Source organism: Pontibacter sp. E15-1, assembly GCF_022601975.1.
Lineage (GTDB): Bacteria > Bacteroidota > Bacteroidia > Cytophagales > Hymenobacteraceae > Pontibacter.
The window spans coordinates 65,309-86,481 of sequence record NZ_JAKVIR010000026.1; the positions used below are offsets into that span (position 1 = coordinate 65,309).

General features: G+C 52.1%; 16 protein-coding genes. 8 read left to right on the forward strand and 8 right to left on the reverse strand.

Going from position 1 to position 21,173, the window contains the following annotated elements; all coding sequences use genetic code 11:
- Nucleotides 1–7 precede the first annotated feature (7 nt).
- Nucleotides 8–502, reverse strand: coding sequence for a SixA phosphatase family protein (locus tag MKJ04_RS17570; RefSeq protein ID WP_241642969.1), 495 nt, complete (start codon nt 500–502; stop codon nt 8–10).
- Nucleotides 503–665: 163 nt separating this feature from the next.
- Here MKJ04_RS17570 and topA point away from each other — a divergent pair, with 163 nt between their 5' ends.
- On the forward strand, nt 666–3,131 hold the full coding sequence (gene topA, locus MKJ04_RS17575) for a type I DNA topoisomerase (protein ID WP_241642970.1): 2,466 nt from the start codon (nt 666–668) through the stop codon (nt 3,129–3,131).
- Between the two features lie 209 nt (nt 3,132–3,340).
- Here topA and MKJ04_RS17580 read toward each other — a convergent pair whose 3' ends face one another.
- The 7 genes from MKJ04_RS17580 to MKJ04_RS17610 form a co-directional block, all read right to left on the reverse strand.
- On the reverse strand, nt 3,341–3,844 hold the full coding sequence (locus MKJ04_RS17580) for a GNAT family N-acetyltransferase (protein ID WP_241642971.1): 504 nt from the start codon (nt 3,842–3,844) through the stop codon (nt 3,341–3,343).
- Between the two features lie 30 nt (nt 3,845–3,874).
- A complete protein-coding gene (locus tag MKJ04_RS17585) occupies nt 3,875–4,522 on the reverse strand; it encodes a DNA alkylation repair protein (protein WP_241642972.1) in 648 nt (215 codons plus the stop codon).
- Between the two features lie 79 nt (nt 4,523–4,601).
- Complete coding sequence (locus tag MKJ04_RS17590; RefSeq protein ID WP_241642973.1) at nt 4,602–5,054, reverse strand: hypothetical protein; 453 nt, start codon at nt 5,052–5,054, stop codon at nt 4,602–4,604.
- 76 nt (nt 5,055–5,130) lie between these two features.
- On the reverse strand, nt 5,131–5,604 hold the full coding sequence (locus MKJ04_RS17595) for a DUF4262 domain-containing protein (RefSeq protein ID WP_241642974.1): 474 nt from the start codon (nt 5,602–5,604) through the stop codon (nt 5,131–5,133).
- Between the two features lie 231 nt (nt 5,605–5,835).
- The gene (locus MKJ04_RS17600) at nt 5,836–6,225 is read right to left on the reverse strand and encodes a helix-turn-helix domain-containing protein (protein WP_317246728.1); all 390 of its coding nucleotides are present in this window, start codon (nt 6,223–6,225) and stop codon (nt 5,836–5,838) included.
- Between the two features lie 362 nt (nt 6,226–6,587).
- Nucleotides 6,588–7,865, reverse strand: a complete 1,278-nt coding sequence (locus MKJ04_RS17605; RefSeq protein ID WP_241642976.1) for a Y-family DNA polymerase — start codon at nt 7,863–7,865, stop codon at nt 6,588–6,590.
- A 2-nt stretch (nt 7,866–7,867) separates the two neighbouring features.
- Entirely contained in the window at nt 7,868–8,317 is a 450-nt protein-coding gene (locus tag MKJ04_RS17610; RefSeq protein WP_241642977.1) for a LexA family protein, read from the reverse strand.
- A gap of 786 nt (nt 8,318–9,103) precedes the next feature.
- Between MKJ04_RS17610 and MKJ04_RS17615 the strand changes: the two genes are divergently transcribed.
- The 7 genes from MKJ04_RS17615 to MKJ04_RS17645 all read left to right on the forward strand — a co-directional run bounded on the left by MKJ04_RS17615 (nt 9,104) and on the right by MKJ04_RS17645 (nt 20,729).
- The gene (locus MKJ04_RS17615) at nt 9,104–9,352 is read left to right on the forward strand and encodes a hypothetical protein (RefSeq protein WP_241642978.1); all 249 of its coding nucleotides are present in this window, start codon (nt 9,104–9,106) and stop codon (nt 9,350–9,352) included.
- Between the two features lie 415 nt (nt 9,353–9,767).
- Nucleotides 9,768–10,004 carry a hypothetical protein gene (locus MKJ04_RS17620; protein WP_241642979.1) on the forward strand — a complete coding sequence of 79 codons (237 nt, stop codon included), beginning with the start codon at nt 9,768–9,770 and terminating at the stop codon, nt 10,002–10,004.
- A gap of 3 nt (nt 10,005–10,007) precedes the next feature.
- A complete protein-coding gene (locus MKJ04_RS17625) occupies nt 10,008–14,306 on the forward strand; it encodes an Ig-like domain-containing protein (protein WP_241642980.1) in 4,299 nt (1,432 codons plus the stop codon).
- A gap of 5 nt (nt 14,307–14,311) precedes the next feature.
- On the forward strand, nt 14,312–15,307 hold the full coding sequence (locus MKJ04_RS17630) for a PorP/SprF family type IX secretion system membrane protein (protein ID WP_241642981.1): 996 nt from the start codon (nt 14,312–14,314) through the stop codon (nt 15,305–15,307).
- 33 nt (nt 15,308–15,340) lie between these two features.
- On the forward strand, nt 15,341–16,453 hold the full coding sequence (locus MKJ04_RS17635; protein ID WP_241642982.1) for a hypothetical protein: 1,113 nt from the start codon (nt 15,341–15,343) through the stop codon (nt 16,451–16,453).
- Nucleotides 16,454–17,017: 564 nt separating this feature from the next.
- Complete coding sequence (locus MKJ04_RS17640; RefSeq protein WP_241642983.1) at nt 17,018–17,725, forward strand: SIR2 family NAD-dependent protein deacylase; 708 nt, start codon at nt 17,018–17,020, stop codon at nt 17,723–17,725.
- 730 nt (nt 17,726–18,455) lie between these two features.
- Nucleotides 18,456–20,729, forward strand: coding sequence for a TonB-dependent receptor (locus MKJ04_RS17645; RefSeq protein ID WP_241642984.1), 2,274 nt, complete (start codon nt 18,456–18,458; stop codon nt 20,727–20,729).
- The last annotated feature ends 444 nt before the right edge of the window (nt 20,730–21,173 follow it).

Below are 21,173 nucleotides of genomic sequence, written 5' to 3' on the forward strand. Positions count from 1 at the left end.
GCCACCGCTACCTGACATGCTCCATGTTATGGCGCAGCAATACCCCCGTCTGTACATGGATGCCTTCCCATGTTTCCAGCGTCAAGGTGATGGCCAGCACGTTGCCCGGCTCCATATACCCGATCTGCTGGCCGGTCAGGTCGCGCGCCAGTTTCGTGATGCCCGGGTTATGGCCCACCAGCAGCACCTGCTTCGCCTCGTCCGGCAAGTGGCCCAGCACGTGCAGCAGTTCCGCCTCGCGCGCGTTGTACAGTTCGGGCAGGTAGGCAATCCTCTCTGTATCAAAGTACAGCCGGCTGGCGAGCGAGCGGGCCGTGGCGCTGGCTCGGGTGGCCGGGCTGGAGAGTAGGCTGTCAATTTTCACGAAATTTTCGCGCAGCCATTTGCCGGTCTGGTTTGCCTGGTGCAGGCCATGCGGCGTAAGCTCCCGCTCAAAGTCCGGCTGTAGCGGATAGGGCTCATACGTCTCTGCGTGGCGGCAAATAAGTAAAGTTCGTTGCATATAGAGTAAAAGCTAACCGTGACGATTTAGAAGGCGGAATATAAATAAAGTTCCGCTTTTTAGCGACTTGTTAAACCTATGTTACATGAATGAGGTTGTAATTGTTGAAAAAAAAGCCTGAACTTTGGGCAAACTTGGCCCAACTCGCCTGCAAACTGAAAGCATGATAAAAAACTTAGTTATAGTAGAGTCGCCCGCGAAGGCAAAGACAATCGAAGGGTACCTCGGGAAAGATTTTGTGGTGAAGTCCAGTTTCGGCCACGTGCGGGACCTGCCTAAAGACAATAACGCCATCGACGTGGCCCATGGCTTTAAGCCCACCTACGTGGTGAGCAGCGACAAGCGGGAGGTAGTGGCGCAGTTGCGCAAGTTGGCCAAGGAGGCAGACATTGTTTGGCTGGCATCGGATGATGACCGTGAGGGAGAGGCTATTTCGTGGCATCTGACGGAGGCCCTGAACCTGAATGTGGAAAAAACGCGCCGCATCGTGTTCCGCGAGATCACCAAGAGCGCCATCCTTAATGCCATCAGCACCCCGCGCGGCATCGACATGGACCTCGTGAACGCGCAGCAGGCGCGCCGCATCCTCGACCGTCTGGTTGGCTTTGAGTTGTCGCCGGTGCTATGGAAAAAGATTAAGACAGGGCTTTCGGCCGGTCGCGTGCAGTCTGTGGCGGTGCGTTTAGTGGTGGAGCGCGAGCGCGAGATCGAACGCCACAAGGCAGAGGCGTCTTTCCGCATCACGGCTAGCTTCGATGTGCAGGGCAAAACCCTGGAGGCTGAGTTGCCCGCTAAGTTTAAAACCGAGGCCGAGGCGCAGGCTTTCCTGCAGGCGTGCGTCGGCGCTGATTATACTATTGAGAACCTGGAGAAAAAGCCGCTGAAGCGCAGCCCGGCCCCTCCCTTTACCACCTCTACCCTACAGCAGGAGGCCAGCCGCAAGCTGTACTTCTCGGTGGCGCAGACCATGACCGTGGCACAGCGCCTGTATGAGGCGGGTAAGATTTCCTATATGCGTACCGACTCCCTGAACCTCTCGCAAGAGGCCATACAGGGTGCCACCAACGAAATCAACCGCTCTTTTGGCGAGCAGTTTGTGAAAGTGCGCCACTTCAAAACCAAGTCTGCCGGGGCGCAGGAGGCACACGAGGCCATCCGCCCGACCGACTTCTCGCAGATGGTGGCCAGCTCCGACCGAAACGAGCAGCGCCTTTACGAGCTGATCTGGAAGCGCGCCATTGCCTCGCAGATGGCAGATGCGCAGATCGAGAAAACCACGGTTACCATCGGCATCTCCACGCAGCCGAGCCAGAAACTGCAGGCCACCGGCGAGGTGATCAAGTTTGAGGGATTCCTTAAAGTATACATAGAGTCGAAAGACGATGAGGACGAGGATAGCGCCAACGATGATGTGAAAGGCATGCTGCCGCCGCTTAACGTGGGGCAAGGTATAAACCTGCGCCAGATGCTGGCCACGCAGCGCTTCACCCGTCCGGCTGCCCGCTACACTGAGGCAAGCCTGGTGAAGAAGCTGGAGGAAATGGGCATCGGCCGTCCGTCTACGTATGCCCCAACCATCTCTACCGTGCAGAAGCGCGGGTATGTGGAGAAGGACAACCGCGACGGCAAGGAACGTAAGTACCAGGTGCTCACGCTGAAAGACGATACCATCAACACGCAAACCAAAACCGAGATCACGGGCGCGGAGAAGGCCAAGCTCTTCCCGACGGATACGGCCATGGTGGTGAACGACTTCCTGGTGGAGCACTTCCCGAACGTGATCGACTATTCCTTCACGGCGCGCGTGGAGGCGGAGTTTGACGAGATTGCGCAGGGCCTGAAAGAGTGGGAATTCATGCTGGACCAGTTCTACCAGAAGTTCCACCAGCGCATCGAGTCGAGCGAGAGCATCAACCGGGCCGATGTGTCTGGTGCCCGCGAGCTGGGCACGGACCCTGCCACCGGCAAAACCATACTGGCCAAGCTCGGACGGTATGGCCCTTACGTGCAGTTGGGCGAGGAGAATGAGGAGACGGGCGAGAAGCCGGTATACGCCAGCCTGCGCAAAGGACAGTTCATCGAGAGCCTGGCGCTCGAAGACGCCCTGGAGCTCTTTAAGCTGCCGCGCATTGTGGGCTCTCTCGAAGACAAGGACATGACTGCCGCCATCGGGCGCTTTGGCCCCTACATCCGCCACAACAGCAAGTTCTACTCCCTGCCTAAAACGCTTGATCCGCTGCAGGTTACTGCAGAAGAAGCCGTCGCCCTGATTGAGGCTAAGCGCAAAGCGGATGCTGAGAAACTGATCAAATCTTTTGACGAAAACCCGGACATCCAGGTGCTGAACGGCAGGTATGGCCCCTACATTGTGGCGGGCAAGAAGAATGTGAAGATCCCGAAGGGCAAAGAGCCGAGCGAGCTGACCCTTGAAGAATGCATTGCCCTGGCCGACGCCACGCCGGAGAAGAAAGGCCGCGGTGGTTTCAAGAAAAAAGCGGATGCCGAGACGCCAGCCAAGAAGAAACCTGCCGCCAAAGCAAAAACCGCTACCGCCAAGAAGAAAGCTCCGGCCAAAAAGGCTGCGCCTAAAGCTACTGCCGCAAAAGCAGCTCCGAAGAAAAAAGCCTAGTTTGCAGCTACTTTACATAGTATAAAAGCCACTTCCTGACGGGAGTGGCTTTTGTGTTTTTAAGAGTGACTGTTGCTCCTTACAGTATGGTATATATCATCCACGATGTTATCTGCTTACATTAATTGATAATAGTCGTGTGTAAACGGCAGTCGGGGCTATCGGCTGAAGGCAGAAGTTTAAATATCACTACCTGCTATACTTCTTTTTTAGTAGTAAACTTCATGCTTCTTTTCCAGCCAATCTGCTCTGGTCATCTCAAATTCAATTTCCTTATCACCGTGTAGGCCAGTTTCCTTCCAACCTTTTTTTCGATAAAACTTTTCCGCCCGCGTGTTAGGTAATGTGCCTAGCCATACATTTTCTTTCCCGGTACCAAAATACCAATCAAGCATCAATTCGTGCAGTTGGTGCCCAAACCCTCTGCCTTCAAATTCGGGCCTCAAAAACAAAGCCCATATGTTGTTGTCTTTCAAATCTGCAATTGCAAATCCTACTATTAAGCCGTCAATTTCACAAACCCAGCCCTTCCCTCTTTTGGTTAGAAACTCTTCGCAGTCAGCGTCTGTCACCCGCTCAGGGTTTGAGAGAGTATTTTCTTTTACCGAATGCCGGACAATTTGTATTTGCCTGATGTCGCTGATGGTAGCTTCCCGGAGTTGCATATTTATTGCACTGTAACCAACATGCTGATAAAGCAGCTGAAAAGGCATCAGCCGCAGCACAGGCGTTATACCTTGTTCTTACTTCTTCGCTCTTTTATTGACTTCGATTCCGATAAATGCAGGCAAATAATTTGGGGTGCATCCTTTCGCTACCATTTCATCTTTATATAACCCTGATTTCTCTCCAATCCTAATGCAACGGCTTCGATGGCTTTCGTCATAGATTCCAATCCAGGCCGCAGTAAAATTCATGGCCCACTGAACTCCTGGTGCTTCTTTGCCAATATCGGTCTCTATTTTTGAAAGTAATTCAGGTGTATTCTCCGGTGGTGTTTGTCCCGTCCATCTCAACCTAGCTTGGTAATACCAATAGGTGCGTCTTTGAAGCGTTGAAGAACTGTTTTCCCAAGACTGAATCAGTGCTATTGTTTTCTTATCTTTAGTAAGCTGATTTGCCATAAGCCACTCCATTAAATGGTTCTTCTCATCAAATGTGTGTGTTTGCATTTCTCTGTCCAGCTTATTAATAAGCTCTTGAGAAAGCAATTTCTTATCCATGATTAAGATCGCTAGCAGCCTTGAGGAATATGCTCCGGTTGACCAGAGTTCCATTGCAAGTTCATGGTCGTTCTTAATTTCTTTAGCGCTTTTTTTCAAGTCTCCCAACTTGGCAGATCCAGCATTTATCCGAGAATGTATTTTTTGTGCTCTTGAGCTTAGGTTCATGGGTATGACTTTTTATTACACACAACGGTTGGTACATGAAGCATGGAGGCATATAGCCGAACATGATTTATGTGCTGGGTTAGGCAAAGTGGTTCTTTACATCTTCTTTTCTCAAAAACCGAATCAGCAGAAGGATTGGTACAGACCACAGTAAAGCACCTAAAAGTTGCTCTAAACCAAATTCTCCCTTGTCAAAAGGATTATAGGGAGCAATGAAAACTGCCTGATACCAAAAATTAATCAGGTAAAGTACAGCGAAAGCTTGGGCTAAAATTCTTGCCCAATTTTTATAGTACATGATAAATATTCCTGCAACTAAAAAACCTAAGCCTAAAGCTACAGATATCACAGCAATCGGTTTAGCATAAGAAAGCATTTGACCTTCGTAGGATAAATCTTCAACTTTACTTATTCCTTCAGCTATAAAGTCAATTACATAAACCAATCCTATAAGGCTGGTGATTATTGTAAGAGAAGATAGTACAATAAGAACTATTCCTACTACTCTTATTGACTTCTGCTTGTCTTTCATACTTTGCTATTTTGCCTAACGGACTTGGCCATAAGGCGGCGTAGCTGGCTTATGGGTGTGGTTAGCCATTGTAATTTTACTTAATAAAGTTACTATTGATTCCACCCAATAATGGTTGGATGGCTTTTAGGTTTTCTGGCCAATTATCATCCCAAGGGTATACCCCACTTACTGTAGGATAAACACATTGCAGTACAGGAAAATCATTGCTTTCATAAAACCTGCTTGCCTGACCAAAGTATTCATCATAGTATTTTGCTTCTACGTCCAGCATTAGGCATTTAAAATCATCTAATATATCAGAGTAAAATTGTCCACCCTTGTACGCTTTACCTTCTTTGATGTCAAAGGCGATATTGTTGATTAGGATATGAGCTAATTCTCTTTTGAGACCAATCATTATGATTTCTGGATGCTGATAATTGTGAAACAGTCCTACTGAGTATGAAAAGTTAGGACCTCTTTCATCTTCTAAAACATGTATAACATGCAACCCATGCTCTTCAATGTCTGAAAGCTGTTTTTCATACCCTGTCTTCTCTTTATTCATGTTTTTATAATTACATATACTGGCTAACTATCTCAAAAGCGTGAACATACGGTTATTTGCACTATGTGCGGAGGTAGCCTCAGCTACTATATGCTCTTTCTGCATCATTTTTTCTATACCCCAACACCAGCCGTGTGTAAACCTTACTCCCAAGTCAAGATAAGGAAGTATTGGCGAATACCTTTCGCCTACTGCCAGTATTATTCCATAAGGACGGCATCTTTTCTGCTGCTACTTTTGGCTATACCTTCGGCGGGCTTCCTGGATCTCGCTGAGGTTACCGGTGGCCCAGTCTGCCAGTTGCAGCAACTGCACCAGCAGGCTTTGGCCCAGGTCTGTTAGCCGGTACTCCACCCGCGGGGGAATGTCGGGGTAAACAGTGCGGCTCACCAGGCCATCTTCCTCCAGCGAGCGCAGCGTAACGGTTAGCATGCGCTGCGAAATGCCGGAAATCATGTTTTTAAGCTCGTTGAAGCGCAAGCACTCCTCCTGCCCCAGCTTTAGAATGGCATACATGGACCACTTATCCCCGAACCGCGCCAGGATGTCCTTTACCGGGGAGCAGGCTTCTGCCTCAGGTATGTTATTCAGCGCAGCTACTGTTTTTTTCTGCGGATCAATACTTTGATTATAGCTATAGTTCCTCCCATATTCCTTACAAAGCTACTTGACAAGCCATAAAGTAAGCAATAGTTTTGAGTTACTAAAAGTAACCTAGTACCAAAAAAATACTGCAAATTTACCTGTTCTTTCGCCATGAATACTATTTTAGAAGCGCTGAAGTGGCGCTATGCCTCCAAAAGAATGAATGGAAAAGACGGGAACCTCACCTCGTAGGGACAGGTCGCGACCTGTCCGAATCGTTCCCAAACCCAGCAGTCAGCTACAGGATTTGAGAGTAGGCTGGATGGAATTTCAGATACACATTAACTCATGTGCTGGATTGCATTTTCTTGGCTAATGCGCAACAGTATAAACTTGTCTTACTTTACCGCCAGCAGTTTTTTCACATCGGTGGTATAGCAGGCGGAGGTGTATTCTTCACGCAGCATCCAGACGGCATCCTTTTTCCCCTGTACCGCATACGTCAACGTATGGTGCCCAAAGCGCTGGCGCAGCGTGTCCAGGGTATGCATCAACTGGCTTTCTTTCTCCGTGCCCGGCTTATCAAACAAGTCCAGCTGCACCTCCGAGGCGGGCACCAGGTCGTTCAGTATGATGCCTACTTTTACATAGCGCTTGCCGGGCCGGAACATCTGCCGGAGCAGGTGCAGGGCATGGCGCAACAGTTCCAATTCGTTGTGTGACGGGCGGGGCAAAGGCATGCTGCGGCTGTTGTAGTATGCCTGCTCGGTAGCGGAAAAGCGGTTGGTCATCAGAAACACGGTAAGGCTGGAGGCGCAGCTGCTTTGTTTGCGCAGCTTGGTGGCACAGCGCACGGTATGGGTCGAGAGGGCCTCTTCGATATCCTTGAGGACGGTGAGCGGCCTGCCGAAAGAGCGCGAGGTGCAGATGTTCTTTTTGTCCGGCGTTTCCAGCTCCAAGTCCTGGCAGGCCTTGCCCCGGAGCTCCAGCAGGGTGCGCAGCCCGGTCACGGCCATGTGCTTTTTCACCCACCCTTCCGGCATCTGGCGTAGGTCCCAGGCGGTGTGTACCTCCAACTGCTGCAGCCTTTTCGCGTGCTGGCGGCCGATGCCCCATACATCCCCGATCTCCGTCCGGCGCAGCGCCTTCTCGATGTCTGCTTCCGCCTCCAGCGCGAGCACACCCTGCGCCCCCGCTATTTTCTTGGCCAGCTTGTTGGCCACTTTTGCCAGCGTCTTGGTAGGCGCCGCCCCCACCGACACGGGGATGCCCGTCCACTGCAGCACCGTCTGCCTGATGCGCTGCCCATACCCCTCCACCTCCTCCGGCGGCAGGTGGCTCAGGTCCAGGAAGCACTCGTCGATGGAGTATACCTCCAGGCTCGGGGTGAACTGCGCCAGCGTGCTGACCACCCGCCGCGACATGTCGCCGTAGAGCTCGTAATTGGAGCTGAACACCTCCACCCGCTCCCGCTTCCTCAGCTCTTTCATCTGGAAGAAGGGCGTGCCCATCTTAATGCCCAGGGCCTTGGCCTCGTTGGACCGGGCAATCACGCAGCCGTCGTTGTTGCTGAGCACCACCACGGGTACCCCCTCCAGCTCCGGACGAAAAACCCGCTCGCAGGACACGTAAAAGCTGTTGCAGTCTACCAGAGCAAAACGCGTAGTCGTGGCCATACCTATACCTTCTTCACGATGCCTACCACAATCCCCCAGATACGGCCCATGTCGGGCTGCGTGATCCGGATGCTCTCGTAGTTTGGGTTCTCTGGCTCCAGGTAAGCGCCGTCCGGCTTCAGCATCAGGCGCTTGATGGTGAACTCACCGGCCACAAACGCCAGCACGATGCGGCCGCTCACCGGCTTCAGCGAGCGGTCGATCACCACCAGGTCGCCGGGCTCGATGTGCGCCCCGATCATGGAGTCGCCCTCTACCCGCGCCAGGAACGTAGAGGTTGGGTTTTGGGTAATATATGCGTTTAGGTCAATCGGCTCGGCGTGGTAGTCGGCGGCGGGACTCGGGAACCCCGCCCGTATCGCCGACGAGAACAACGACAGGTGCTGCGCCGCCATGTCCTGCAGTAGCAGCACGTCTGGCTGAATGTCAATAAATGTAACTTCTGCTTCCATAGCGCTAGTTTACGAATAATATTAGCAAAAGCTATATATTTTACTAATTATTTTAGCATTAGCTATAGCCTCGGCCCTGTCGGTTGCTTAAAACGTGGTATAAAAGCAATATCGAAAGGGTATTGCGTATTGAAGCATTTTCGTGCAGCATTGCTACAAACTGCCATACCCCATCAGGTGCGACCCACTCATACTTCCCAACAGCTTCCCTTCTCCTGACTGCTATGCTAGAAAAGCAAGGTGCTGCCGCTACTATCTGGTTAGACTCATTGTGTGGCACAAGCGGACGCTTGCGCCATATACATATAATTGAGAGGGTCTATGAGCGAGTGTCTTGGGTGTTACTAAATTGATATGGTATAAAAGCATTTTTCAAGAAATTTTGTGGAAAGAACAATCAAAGTTATGCGACTAAAGGTGTTTCTTAATTCTTCGATTTCCTCTATTGGTTCCTTTAACATTAAAGGGTGACATTAAACCAGCTTCTCGGGTTTATATCAACTTAAGGAGATGTTAAGTCATCCCAATCTTTTCGCACCAATGTTTGCACACAAATACAAATATCTACATATTTGCATATTGTTAAATATTCAAACCCCCTATCTTAATTTTATGAACAAACTTAAGTTTTTACCCCTCCTGTTTCTCTCTTTTCTGTTGTTATCTCTAACAAGCTGTGATAAGGACGACGACAAGGATCCAAGTCGGACAAGCTTATTGACTGCTAAAAAATGGCAGGGAAGCCGTCTCTTTGTGGATGGCGATGATTGGACAAGCTTAACCGATATGGATGAAACATTCTTCACCTTTAACAAGAATGGCTCATACCTCTTCAGTTTTGATGGCGACACAGACAACGGCACTTGGGAGTTTGCGTCAGATGAGCAAAAGCTCGTGATGGACAAGGGCACTGATGATGAGCACACGGTTGACATTCTGAAACTGACTGCCACAAGCCTGAACATAGAGTGGCAAGAAGAAGACCTGGACACCGGAGAGAAATACAAGGTTGAGATGCGTTTGGTACACGACTAAACCTCTTTCAACAAAACGTCAAAAAAGCAGCGGCATCTTAACTGAAGTCGTTGCTTTTTTAGTTTCATGCTTGCGTATTCTAGCCACTGTATACTAACTGGCAAAGCCGAGGCTATAACCTGTCATCTAAAAAAAATCTAGTAGCCCCAAAATGCACTGTTGTATAAATACAACTACCTACCTTCTTTATCATCTAACATAAACTCAGTATAGTACAAAAAACACTTTACTTAAAATGTTATATAACTGATACATATATCTAATTATTAGTTTAGTTTTGCACAACTAAGTTAAGCATCCCATTTATACTATAATTAAATTAGTTTAAATCTGACTTAGGATATACTCTCTACTTTCCCAAAGCTTTCAATTTTAACAGTCAATTTATAGTCAAACTTTTACAATCAACTTTTTCATGAAAATCAATTCTGCATCCTCTCCACAAGAGAGGGCCAGCATGCGGTATGCCTTTTTCAAACTTCATTTTGAAGAGGCTTCCTCCTTCTGGCACTTCCTTCAAAAGCCACTAAAATCGCTTCGCCACTATAGCACGGCGACTCTAGCTGATAGCACACAATTCAGCCGCTTCTTTTCATTAGTTGCTACCGCTCAACAGCGTGAAATTTCTAAACCTTACACATCTACATTTTAGGGTATGAAGAAAGCAATATTAACAATTGTGCTTGCGCTACTATGGGTGGCACCTGCACTGGCTATGCAAATCTTTCTCAAGACGTTAACGGGCAAAACCATTACCCTTGATGTGGAGGCCTCCGATATCATCGAGAACCTTAAAGCTAAAATTCAGGAGAAAGAGGGCATAGTACCGGAGCGGCAGGTGTTGCTTTTCGAGGGGAAGGAACTTGAAGACGGACGCACCCTTTCTGACTATAATATCCAGAAAGAGTCGACGCTTCTTTTAGTGATCTATGATGCAAGAATAATTTCCGCCTATGCCGGAACAGGTGCATTTGGCTCCACAGGAGACGGCGGGGTCGCCAAAGATGCAACACTGAAGGCTCCAACTGGCCTTGCCTTCGACATAGATGGCAACTTGTACATTGCAGAAAGTTCTGGCAACCGTATACGCCGCGTGTCCACCGACGGTATCATCACCACCTATGCCGGAACGGGCGCGTCTAGCTCCACGGGCGACGGCGAGGCCGCCAAAAATGCAACACTGAAGGCTCCAACTGGCCTTGCCTTCGACAAAGACGGCAACCTGTACATCGCAGAGAGAGGTGGCAACCGTGTACGCCGCGTGTCCACCGACGGCATCATCACCACCGTAGCCGGAACGGGCGCGTTCAGTTCCACGGGAGACGGCGAGGACGCTAAAGATGCAACACTGAAGGATCCATACGGCCTTGCCTTCGACATAGACGGCAACCTGTACATCGCAGAAAGTTCTGGCAACCGTGTACGCCGCGTGTCCACCGGCGGCATCATAACCACTTATGCCGGAACCGGGGCGTCTAGCTCCACAGGCGACGGCGCGGCCGCCAAAAATGCAACCTTGAGGGATCCAACCGGCCTTGCCTTCGACAAAGACGGCAACCTGTACATCGCAGAGAGAGGTGACAACCGTGTACGCCGCGTGTCCACCGACGGCATCATCACCACCGTAGCCGGAACGGGCGCATTCAGCTCCACGGGGGACGGCGAGGCCGCTAAAGATGCAACCTTGAAGGCTCCAACTGGCCTTTCCTTCGACAAAGACGGCAACCTGTACATCGCAGAAAACATGAGCTATCGTGTACGCCGCGTGGCCACCGACGGTACCATCACCGCCTATGCCGGAACGGGCACATTCGGATCCACTGGAGACGGCGGGGACGCCAAAAATGCAACAATGATGCGTCCCTTTGGTCTTGCCATCGACAAAAGCGGCAACCTGTACATTGGAGAAGAAACTGGCCATCGTGTGCGTAAAGTCTCTTGGGGTACCCTTCCATCTAACAATAACAACCTTTCAGCCCTAACCCTGTCTTCAGGCACGCTGAGCCCAACCTTCGCCGCAGGCACTACCTCCTATACTGCTTCAGTTCCGAACAGCACCACATCAGTAACGGTTACGCCTACCGTTGCCGATGCCAAGGCGACTGTAAAAGTGAATGGCACGGCTGTTACAAGCGGAAACGCTTCGGGAGCAATCGCACTAAATGTTGGTAGCAATACCATCACCGTGAATGTTACGGCAGAAGATGAAAGCACTAAAGCCTATACGCTAACAGTTAACCGCGCGGCTCCTCCTTTCACTGCAAGCATAACAGCACAAACGAATGTCAGCTGTAATGGGGGTAGCAATGGATCAGCAACGGTAACGCCCTCACAAGGAACCGCGCCACATACCTATTCCTGGTCGCCTTCCGGTGGTACCTCAGCAACTGCTACAGGGTTAGCTGCCGGCGTCTATACTGTTACCGTTAGGGATGCCAATGCACTAACCACAACTGCAAACGCAACCATCACCCAGCCGACCGCGCTGACGACAACTGCCAGCCAGGCAAATGTTTCCTGCAACGGTGGCGCTGATGGCTCAGCCACGGTAAACGTTACGGGAGGTACCGCGCCTTATACTTATAGCTGGTCAAACGAAGCGACTACAGCAAGCATCACAGCATTAACTGCCGGAGCTTATTCAGTTACCGTCACGGACGCCAATGGCTGCTCTGCCAACAGAAGTTTCACCATCACCCAGCCGGATGCGCTGCAGGTCAGCGTTGCCAAAACGGATGCGACCACCAGCGGGGGCCGCGGCGCAGCGACGGCCTCAGTGTCCGGCGGCATGTCCCCGTATACCTACCTTTGGTCAAATGGTGCGATAACAGCCACGATGAGCGGGCTTCAGCAAGGCACCTACACAGTCTACATCACCGACGCCAATGACTGCACGGCGCAGCGGCAGGTAACCATCGCACTGCAAGACGACACGGCCCCCGCCGCGCCTGTCGTGGTTGCTCCCGTTCATAATTCCATCACCAACAATAGCAAATTAGCCATTTCAGGCACAGCCGAGGCTGCAAGCCAGGTAGATTTATACCTGAACGGGGAGTTGATAAAGCTAACAGCTAACTCAGAAGGTGAGTGGTCTTATTCACCAGAGGTAGCGCTGGCGGACGGACCGCACCAGGTATACGCCAAGGCAACCGATGCGGCAGAAAACGTAAGCGAGCAAAGCACGACGGTAAACTTCACCATCGACACTGTCGCCCCTGCTGTTCCGGCTATCACGGCCATCTCAGAGGATAAAGGTGTTGAGAACAACGATGCAATCACATCAGACAACGCGCTGATTCTTTCCGGTACAGCCGAGGCTGAGGCGATGGTTGCCATCACAAAGGCGGGCACCGGCATCATCGGAAATGTGAAAACTGACAACGAAGGGAGATGGCGCTTCAGCCATGAGGGTACCGCCCTGCCGGAAGGCAACCATACGTTCAGTGCCAAGGCAACCGATGCCGCCGGCAACACCAGCGATGCCAGCGCGGCCTACAACGTAACCGTAGACCAGACTGCGCCAACGCTAGTTGTTTCTACTTCTGCAACAGGCCCGGTAAACGCTGCTTTCGAAATCAAGGTAGCAGCCAGCGAGGCAGTTTATACCTTAACGGCTACATCATTTACAGTTGTAAATGGTGCTGTATCAGGCCTTACGAAAGATGGCCTGACGTACACAGCCACTGTAACGCCAGCAAGCGACGGTGAAGTAAAAGTAAGCCTAGCTGAAGAGCTGGTGATGGACCTGGCCGGCAACATGAACACGGCGTCAAACATACTTGCACGGATGTATGATGCCACTGCCCCTGCCGGTTATACCGTAGTATTCGACGCAGCGCGTGTGGACGTGACCAACGCGTCAAGCACGTCGGTGAGCGTAACGGGTGCAGAGGTTGGCACCACCTACGCCTATACTATCCAGAGCAGCAACGGAGGCACCCCAGTTACCGGAACAGGCACAGTTAGCGCAGTAGCCTTCAGCCTGCAAAACCTTGACCTGACCGGCCTCAACGATGGCACGCTGACAATCACCCTGCACCTGACGGATGCCGCCACCAACCAGGGTGCTGCGGCTACGGCAGAGGTCATCAAAATCACGCGTACGATTGCTTCCGTAACAACGCCTGCCACAATTCAGGTGCCGATCAGAACCACGTTCGAGAACATCGGCCTGCCTGCGCAGGTGGAAGTGACCTACAGTACCGGTGAGAAAGCGAACATCGCGGTAACCTGGCTGCAGGGCAACTACAACGGCCTGGTGGACGGACTTTATACCTTGACAGGCGAGTTGACGCTGGCCCCGATGACCACCAACATCGACGGCCACAAGGCAAGCATCACCGTGGAAGTACAGCCAAACAAGGCGCCAACGGCGATTGCCCTGAGCAAGAACACCTTCAGGCCAAACACGACTGTTGCTGACGTGATCGGCGAGTTCGCCACCACTGACGCTGACGACCCGGCCGCGCCGCTCTTCGCAGGGCACGTGTACACGCTGGTAAGCGGCCAGGGCGATGCCGACAACAGCCTGTTCGAGATTCAGGGCAATGAACTGCACCTGAAATCGAACTACGGCCTGTCTGGCCAGGCGAGCTTCACGATCCGCGTACGCAGCACAGACCCCTACAATAACTCTATCGAGAGCGTGTTCACGCTGCAAAAAACAGCCTACGAGGTTGCCGAAGAGGACGTGAAGGTAGTGAACGCCTTCTCCCCTAACGGCGACGGCTTCAACGACAACTGGACGATTCCTGAGCTGCGCTTCTACAACAGCGTCTACATCCAGGTGTTTGACCGCTCGGGTGTGCGCGTATTCGAGACGACTGACCCTGAGACCGGCTGGAATGGCCGTGCCGCTAACGGTCAGGTGCTGAAAGGGCCTTACCTGTACATCGTGGAGGTGAAGGATATCAACTGGGTGAAAAGAGGTGTCGTGACAATCCTTAGCAAGTAATTAAGATGAAAAAAATAGTATTATCCATAGCATTCGTACTTTCTGTTCTGGGCCTGCAAGCTCAGAACAGAAAGCATGTGGCCAACTTCTCGCTGTTTCAGCAGTACTTTAACCCGTCGCTGACGGGGTATGAGGGCTCCATGCTTAAAACCTATTACCGTAACCAGTGGACCGGCTACGAAGATGCCCCCAAGACCATCTTCGCCTCTGCCGAGCTGGACCTGGCCGACATCAGGGAGTGGAAAAGCAGCAACCGCTTGAAAACCGCAGACCAAGAGGCTTACAGCCGCCAGGCGGGTGGTGCCCATGCCTTCGGGCTGGCGGTGCTGCGCGATGAGTTCGGCCCGTTCTCCGAAACGCAGGTGCAGCTTAGCTACGGTGCCCGCGTGCGCCTGTCTGAAAAGCTGGCCCTGCGTTGGGGTGCGGCCGCGACCTATAGCGCCAACCGCCTGAACGGGAACCAACTAACCGTAGACCAGGAGACGGACCCGATGTACCAGGACCATGTAGGCTCCAGGGCGAAAGCCAGCAAAGCCGACGTGAACCTTGGCCTGACACTCACCTCCGACAACTTCTATGTGGGCTACGCCATGCAGGATGTGTTGGCCGGCAAGGGTATAACCGGCGGCGACGACTACCTGGACGGCACTTATACCCGCCAGCACGTGGCGCAGGCAGGCTACCGCACCGCCCTGACCGAGCAGTTCGGACTGGTGACCAACGCTGTGTACCGGTATGATAAATACCTGGACGAAACAGTGGAAGCGCAGCTGAAGGGGGTTTTCGCCAATACGTTCTGGGCCAGCGCGGGCTACCGCAAAGACCTGGCTTACACTTTTGGCGCAGGCGCAAGGCTTGGCCAGCTCAAGGTAGGGTACGTGTACGAAATGCAGGTTCAGGATGCCAAAAGCATCAGCCAGAGCGCCAACGAGGTTACCCTGACCTATAACCTGCTCCCGGTGAAGTATCCGAAGTATGGCAAGAAAGTAACCATGTGGTAATCTAAAGCAACAATGAAGAAAGTAATTTATACTATGGCACTGTTTCTGGCGGCTTCGGCCGCACAGGCGCAGGCGCCCATCAAGCATACCCAGGAAGCGTTTGCCGACGTGACTATGCTCGGCGATGACCTTTTGTTATACACTAAAAAAGAGAGCCAGGGCCAGTACCTCTACCGCGAGGCAAAAGGCAAGCAAGCCATAAAGGACACACAGTTGAATGCCGGCACCATCAATGCCGTAGTGGGCAACAACCCCGCTACCGGAGAACTGTACGTGTACCAGCAGCGCGGCCGCCGCGACAAGCACATCGCGGTTTACAAGTATGAGAACGGTGATTTTACCAAGACTGACGAGCTGGAGGTGCCCCGCTTCCGCAACAACTCCGAGAACCTGGGCATGTTCCTGACCGAGGACAGAAACCAGCTGATCATCTCCGGAGAGCTGTCTAAGTCAGAAGGCTATGACGACCTGTACCTGAGCCAGCGCCAGGACGGCAAGTGGGGCAAGCCGGTGAAGATGAGCGGCAGCGTAAACAGCCGCCAGGCCGAGTTCGCCCCATACCTTACCGCTGACTCACTGTTCTTTTCGCGCAAGCAGGGCAATGCCGCCTATGTGTACGCCGTGCCGATGAAAGACGGGCAGCCAGTCGGTGAGCCCATGAAGCTGGAAGGCGCCGTGAACGAGCAGGACGCCTTCAATGCCTACTACAAAAAGGCAGGCGAGCGCGAACTTTGGGTATCCTCCAGAGCCGGCGATTACTTTGCTTACCTGAACGAGCCTGCCCCTGCGAAGGAAGAAGTGGTAGTTGCTGAGCAGGTGGAAGCCGCTCCGGCCAAACCTGCCGCCCCAACAGCTCAGAATTTATACTTTGGCTTTAACGAAGTATATATGGGCACAGCGGCAGAGCAGCAACTCAAGGCTTTCCTGGAGGTGCAGCAGCCGGGTGCCAGCCTAAGCGTAAAGGGTTTCTCCGATGCCAAAGGGCCGGCTAAAGGCCGCCAGAAGGTAAGCAGCCAGCGTGCCGCGTTTGTGCAGTGGTACATCCTCAATAAATTCGGGGAGAAAAACTTCACTGTTAAAACCAGCCACCAGGTGCTGGACACGGTGACCGAGGAAGGTCGCCGCGTGGAGCTACAGGTTAAATAACATACCCCTTTAGCCGACCTACAGAAAAGCCCTTGCCATTTGGCGAGGGCTTTTCTGTTTCTATCCCATCGCACGCCTTATCTCCCTACCGCTACACAGCAGGTATGAGCAGCGAAGAATGGCTGGGTAGCTTTGAAAGTTGAGATCACCATATCAAGAAGGGATATCATACCGAACATGCCAACTCCGCCCCGTTGGCCGCGATAACTTAAGCAGCAGAGCGGGGGTATAAAAAGTGATTGAACGTAAACTCGATAAATCAAGCGTCTGTTTTAAACTCGAAGCCCATTGTTTCATAGCTTATTTTCCGCTCCACGCCCGCTGGGGCGCGTTTTCCCGCTCGGCACTGTGTACATTTCCTGCCTAACGGCTGCCACTGACGTGGCACCGGAAATCTACAAATAGAGGGCCCCTACCCCCGGCGCCTCCCGGAAAAACTGGGAATCATTTTGCCTTGTTCTGACAGTAGAATATCCGCAATGGCTTGAAGCTTCATTTTAAAGTTATTTTAAACTACTGTAAATCCTGAGTTCACTTTAATTCAGCAAGCTAAAGCGAGGAAACATGAAAAAGAAACTGGTGGTTTTGACGGGGGCTGGCATCAGCGCAGAGAGCGGTATCGCCACGTTCCGGGATGCGGACGGGCTTTGGGAAGGGTATGACGTGATGGAGGTGGCCTCGCCGCAAGGCTGGCGCAAAAACCCAGACCTGGTGCTCGACTTTTATAACCAGCGCCGGAAAAACGCGCACAGCGCGCAGCCCAATACCGGGCACCTGGCCCTCGCCGACCTGGAGCGGGAGTTTGACGTGCGCATTATCACCCAGAACGTGGACGACCTGCACGAGCGCGCCGGAAGCAGCCACGTGCTGCACCTGCACGGCAAGCTGTTTGAGAGTCGCAGCACCCTCGACCCGTCGCTGGTATACCCCCTGGAGGGATGGGAACTGAAGAAAGGCGACAAATGCGCACGCGGCTCGCAGCTACGCCCCAACATTGTGTGGTTCGGGGAGCCTGTGGTGCTGATGGAGCAGGCCATGGAAGAGACCATGCAGGCCGACCTGTTCCTGGTGGTGGGCACCTCGCTGGTGGTATACCCCGCCGCGGGCCTCGTGGATTTTGTGCCGGACAGTGTGCCTGTTTTTGTGGTAGACCCGAATTTGCCCGACATGCGCCTGCACCCCAACCTGCACCCCAACCTGCACCGCTACGAAGAGAAAGCCAGCACCGGTATGCAGAAAGTGGCCCGCCTGCTGCGCGAAAAACACCTGTAAAACCGCCTGCATCTCTGAAGCTTCACCCTCTTATACCGCAGGGTCGTTTCTTTCTAGCTAAACCACAAGCCAGTCTACCTGACATTCTATAACTATCGTTCTGTAACGAAACCTGATTGAGTAGTCCCCTCTTCTACCAAAGTCCTTTCAGGATGACATAAAAAAAGCGAAAGAAACGCCACAGCTCTCTCTACCTGCAGCTACATTATCACAGGGTTATACCTGCTTTTATACCCATATCACTTCCAAAGCTATACCCCTAAGACGTCCGTCAACTTAAAAACAACGTGAACTCAAGAATTACTATAGTTTAAATAACTCCAAAATGAAGCTTCAAGCCATTGCGGATATTCTACTGTCAGAACAAGGCAAAATGATTCCCAGTTTTTCCGAGAGGCGCCGGGGGTAGGGGCCCTCTATTTGTAGATTTCCGGTGCCACGTCAGTGGCAGCCGTTAGGCAGGAAATGTACACAGCGCCGAGCGGGAAAACGCGCCCCAGCGGGCGTGGAGCGCAAAGTAGGCTATGAAACAAGGAGTTTCGAGTTTAAAACAGACGCTTGATTTATCGAGTTTACGTTAAAACACCTTATTAACATACCCTCCCTGCTTTTGAAAAATATTACGCCATCCATAAAAATAAATGCCTAAAACATAATTTAGGTCAATCTAAATTTATAATTTGCCGTTGTTAAATAAATAATAAATACGGTATAAATTCATAATTTAGATATGGTACCTAAAATTTTACTTCTTTTTTGTTTCCTCAGCACTTCCGCTTTTGCCCAAACAGGCAGTATCAGCGGCAGAGTAACAGCCGGCACAGAAACCGTGACGTATGCCACCGTAATGCTTAAAGACACCCCCTGGGGCACGCCCACCAATGAGCAGGGCAGGTATAAACTGGATAAAATTCCGGCAGGCAGGTATGAGTTGCTGGTTTCGGCCATTGGCTTTAAGCAGGTGCTACGCACCGTGCAAGTAGCAGCTGGCACCGACACAAACCTGGACATCAGCATTTCGGCCTCCAACTCTACCCTGAACGAGGTGGTGGTGACCGGCACGCGTACCGAGCGCCGCCGACTGGAAAGCCCGGTGGCCGTGAACGTGCTTGACAGCAGGATTTTCAGCCTTACGCAGTCCAACACGCTCTCGGAGGGACTCTGCTTTCAGCCGGGCCTGCGCATGGAAACCGACTGCCAGACCTGCAACTACACGCAGTTGCGCATGAACGGCCTTGGAGGCTCTTACTCCCAGATCCTTATTAACAGCCGCCCGGTGTTTACCTCCCTGATGAGTTTGTATGGCCTGGAGCAGATACCGGCCAACATGGTGGATCGTGTGGAGGTTGTGCGCGGCGGCGGATCAGTGCTTTACGGCTCCAGCGCCATTGCGGGTACTGTGAACATCATCACCAAAGAGCCGCAGGAAAGCACCTATACCCTCTCCTCCACGTCGTCCGTAATTGACGGCAAGGCCTGGGACCACTTTCTGAATGCCAACGTGAACACCGTGAACGAGGCGGGCAACGCAGGGCTTTCCTTCTTCGCCTCGCACCGCGACAAAGAGGCCTACGACGCCAACGGTGACGGCTTTTCGGAGCTGGCAGAGCTTAAAAACAACTCCTTCGGCTTCAACTCCTTTTTCAAACCAACCAAGCAAGACAAGATCGATGTGAACGCCTGGAGCATTCAGGAGGAGCGCCACGGCGGCAACAAGCTCGACAAACCCGCTGACCAGTCGGATCAGGCCGAGTACCGCCTGCAAAACAACCTGGTGGCAGGCGCTAACTGGGACCACCGCTCCCTGGATGGAAAATCCTCCTACAGCGTGTATGGCTCCGCGCAGAACACGAAACGCACCCACTATACCGGCATCGACCAGGCAGACGGTTGGGGCGAGACGAAGAACCATACCCTGCAGGGCGGCTTCCAGTATAACTACTCCTTCCACGACTTTCTGGGGGGCAGCAACACCTTTACGGCAGGCGCCGAGCACCAGTATGATTATACTTTTGATGAAATTGAGGCCTACAACTACCTGATCGACCAGAAAACAAACCTGACGGGCATTTTCCTGCAAAGCGACTGGGATGTGAGTTCGGCCATCACGATCCTGTCGGGGGTGCGGGCCAACAAGCACAACAACGTGGATGGCCTGACGCTGACGCCACGCCTGAGCGCGGTATACAAGTTGGGCAATACCACGCAGTTCCGCGCCTCGTATGCCCGTGGCTTTAAAGCGCCCCAGGCCTTCGAGACCGATTTGCACATTGCCTTTGCGGGCGGCGGCATCTCCCTGATTCAGGTGGACCCAAACCTGCGCGAGGAAACCTCCAACAGCTTTAACGCCTCCATGGATTTTAACAAGGCCAGCGAGGAGATGATCTATGGCTTCACGCTGGATGGTTTTTATACCCGCCTCAACAGTGCTTTTGTGCTGGAGGAGATCGGCACCGACGACAACGGAAACCAACGCCTGCTGCGCAAAAACGGCAGCAACTCCACCGTGAAGGGCGTGACACTGGAAGGCCGCTTCAACTACAGCCAGAAGTTTCAGTTGGAGACGGGCCTTACGCTGCAGGAGTCGCTCTATGATGAGCCGGTAGCATGGTCTGCGGAAATTGCGGGCACCCGGCAGTACCTGCGCACGCCTAACACCTATGGCTACTACGTGCTCACGCTGCTGCCGCAAAGCCGCTTTAACGCCTCTTTCTCGGGCGTGCTGACCGGCCCGATGCAAGTGCCGCATTTTGGCGGGGCTCCCGGCGTAACCGAGGATCAGCTTTTTACCTCACCTACCTTTATGGAGAACAACCTGAAGCTGGCTTACCGCTTCACTATCAAGAGCATCGGCAAAGACCTGCAGCTGAGCACCGGCGTGCAAAACATCCTCAACGCCTATCAAAGCGACTTCGACACCGGCCGCTACCGCGACAGCAACTACGTGTATGGCCCGGCAAGACCGCGCACGTTCTTCTTCGGCCTGAAATTCGGGTTGATGTAAGACACCACTTAGCAGGAGATAATCCTGGCTTCTTTACAGTTGTAAGGCTCCAATTATATCGCGCGCATTGCGCAGCGCTTTAGCAAAAGAACCGGGTGATACCGGTTCTTTTGCTTTTGTTGGTTTTGTTAAGTATATAGTGGGACAGATATAATCTCCTGCCAAAGTCGCCTGTCTTAAATGGAGAGATATAATAAAAATGCACGGGGTCTTAAAAACGATAGCTAATTCGCACATAGTGCTCATAACCGTATGTGCACGATTTTGAAATAGCTATGGTTAATTGAAAAATAAATATCAGTCGTAGTTAAACCCTATGAATTTCACTCACTTTCTCAGTTTGCTCTTTGTTCCAATAGGAGTACTGTATGATACCTCGATTGAGTTAGACCACGAAGCGCACTTTGTTAGTTGAATTAAGCTGCCATCTGATACAGGTTAGCT

What these genes read in the sequence shown, in the direction of transcription:
- MKJ04_RS17570 (WP_241642969.1), bottom strand. Translation starts at nt 502, where the DNA reads ATGCAACGAACTTTACTTATTTGCCGCCACGCAGAGACGTATGAGCCC.
- topA (WP_241642970.1), top strand. Translation starts at nt 666, where the DNA reads ATGATAAAAAACTTAGTTATAGTAGAGTCGCCCGCGAAGGCAAAGACA.
- MKJ04_RS17580 (WP_241642971.1), bottom strand. Translation starts at nt 3,844, where the DNA reads ATGCCTTTTCAGCTGCTTTATCAGCATGTTGGTTACAGTGCAATAAAT.
- MKJ04_RS17585 (WP_241642972.1), bottom strand. Translation starts at nt 4,522, where the DNA reads ATGAACCTAAGCTCAAGAGCACAAAAAATACATTCTCGGATAAATGCT.
- MKJ04_RS17590 (WP_241642973.1), bottom strand. Translation starts at nt 5,054, where the DNA reads ATGAAAGACAAGCAGAAGTCAATAAGAGTAGTAGGAATAGTTCTTATT.
- MKJ04_RS17595 (WP_241642974.1), bottom strand. Translation starts at nt 5,604, where the DNA reads ATGAATAAAGAGAAGACAGGGTATGAAAAACAGCTTTCAGACATTGAA.
- MKJ04_RS17605 (WP_241642976.1), bottom strand. Translation starts at nt 7,865, where the DNA reads ATGGCCACGACTACGCGTTTTGCTCTGGTAGACTGCAACAGCTTTTAC.
- MKJ04_RS17610 (WP_241642977.1), bottom strand. Translation starts at nt 8,317, where the DNA reads ATGGAAGCAGAAGTTACATTTATTGACATTCAGCCAGACGTGCTGCTA.
- MKJ04_RS17615 (WP_241642978.1), top strand. Translation starts at nt 9,104, where the DNA reads ATGGATGAAACATTCTTCACCTTTAACAAGAATGGCTCATACCTCTTC.
- MKJ04_RS17620 (WP_241642979.1), top strand. Translation starts at nt 9,768, where the DNA reads ATGAAAATCAATTCTGCATCCTCTCCACAAGAGAGGGCCAGCATGCGG.
- MKJ04_RS17625 (WP_241642980.1), top strand. Translation starts at nt 10,008, where the DNA reads ATGAAGAAAGCAATATTAACAATTGTGCTTGCGCTACTATGGGTGGCA.
- MKJ04_RS17630 (WP_241642981.1), top strand. Translation starts at nt 14,312, where the DNA reads ATGAAAAAAATAGTATTATCCATAGCATTCGTACTTTCTGTTCTGGGC.
- MKJ04_RS17635 (WP_241642982.1), top strand. Translation starts at nt 15,341, where the DNA reads ATGGCACTGTTTCTGGCGGCTTCGGCCGCACAGGCGCAGGCGCCCATC.
- MKJ04_RS17640 (WP_241642983.1), top strand. Translation starts at nt 17,018, where the DNA reads ATGAAAAAGAAACTGGTGGTTTTGACGGGGGCTGGCATCAGCGCAGAG.
- MKJ04_RS17645 (WP_241642984.1), top strand. Translation starts at nt 18,456, where the DNA reads ATGGTACCTAAAATTTTACTTCTTTTTTGTTTCCTCAGCACTTCCGCT.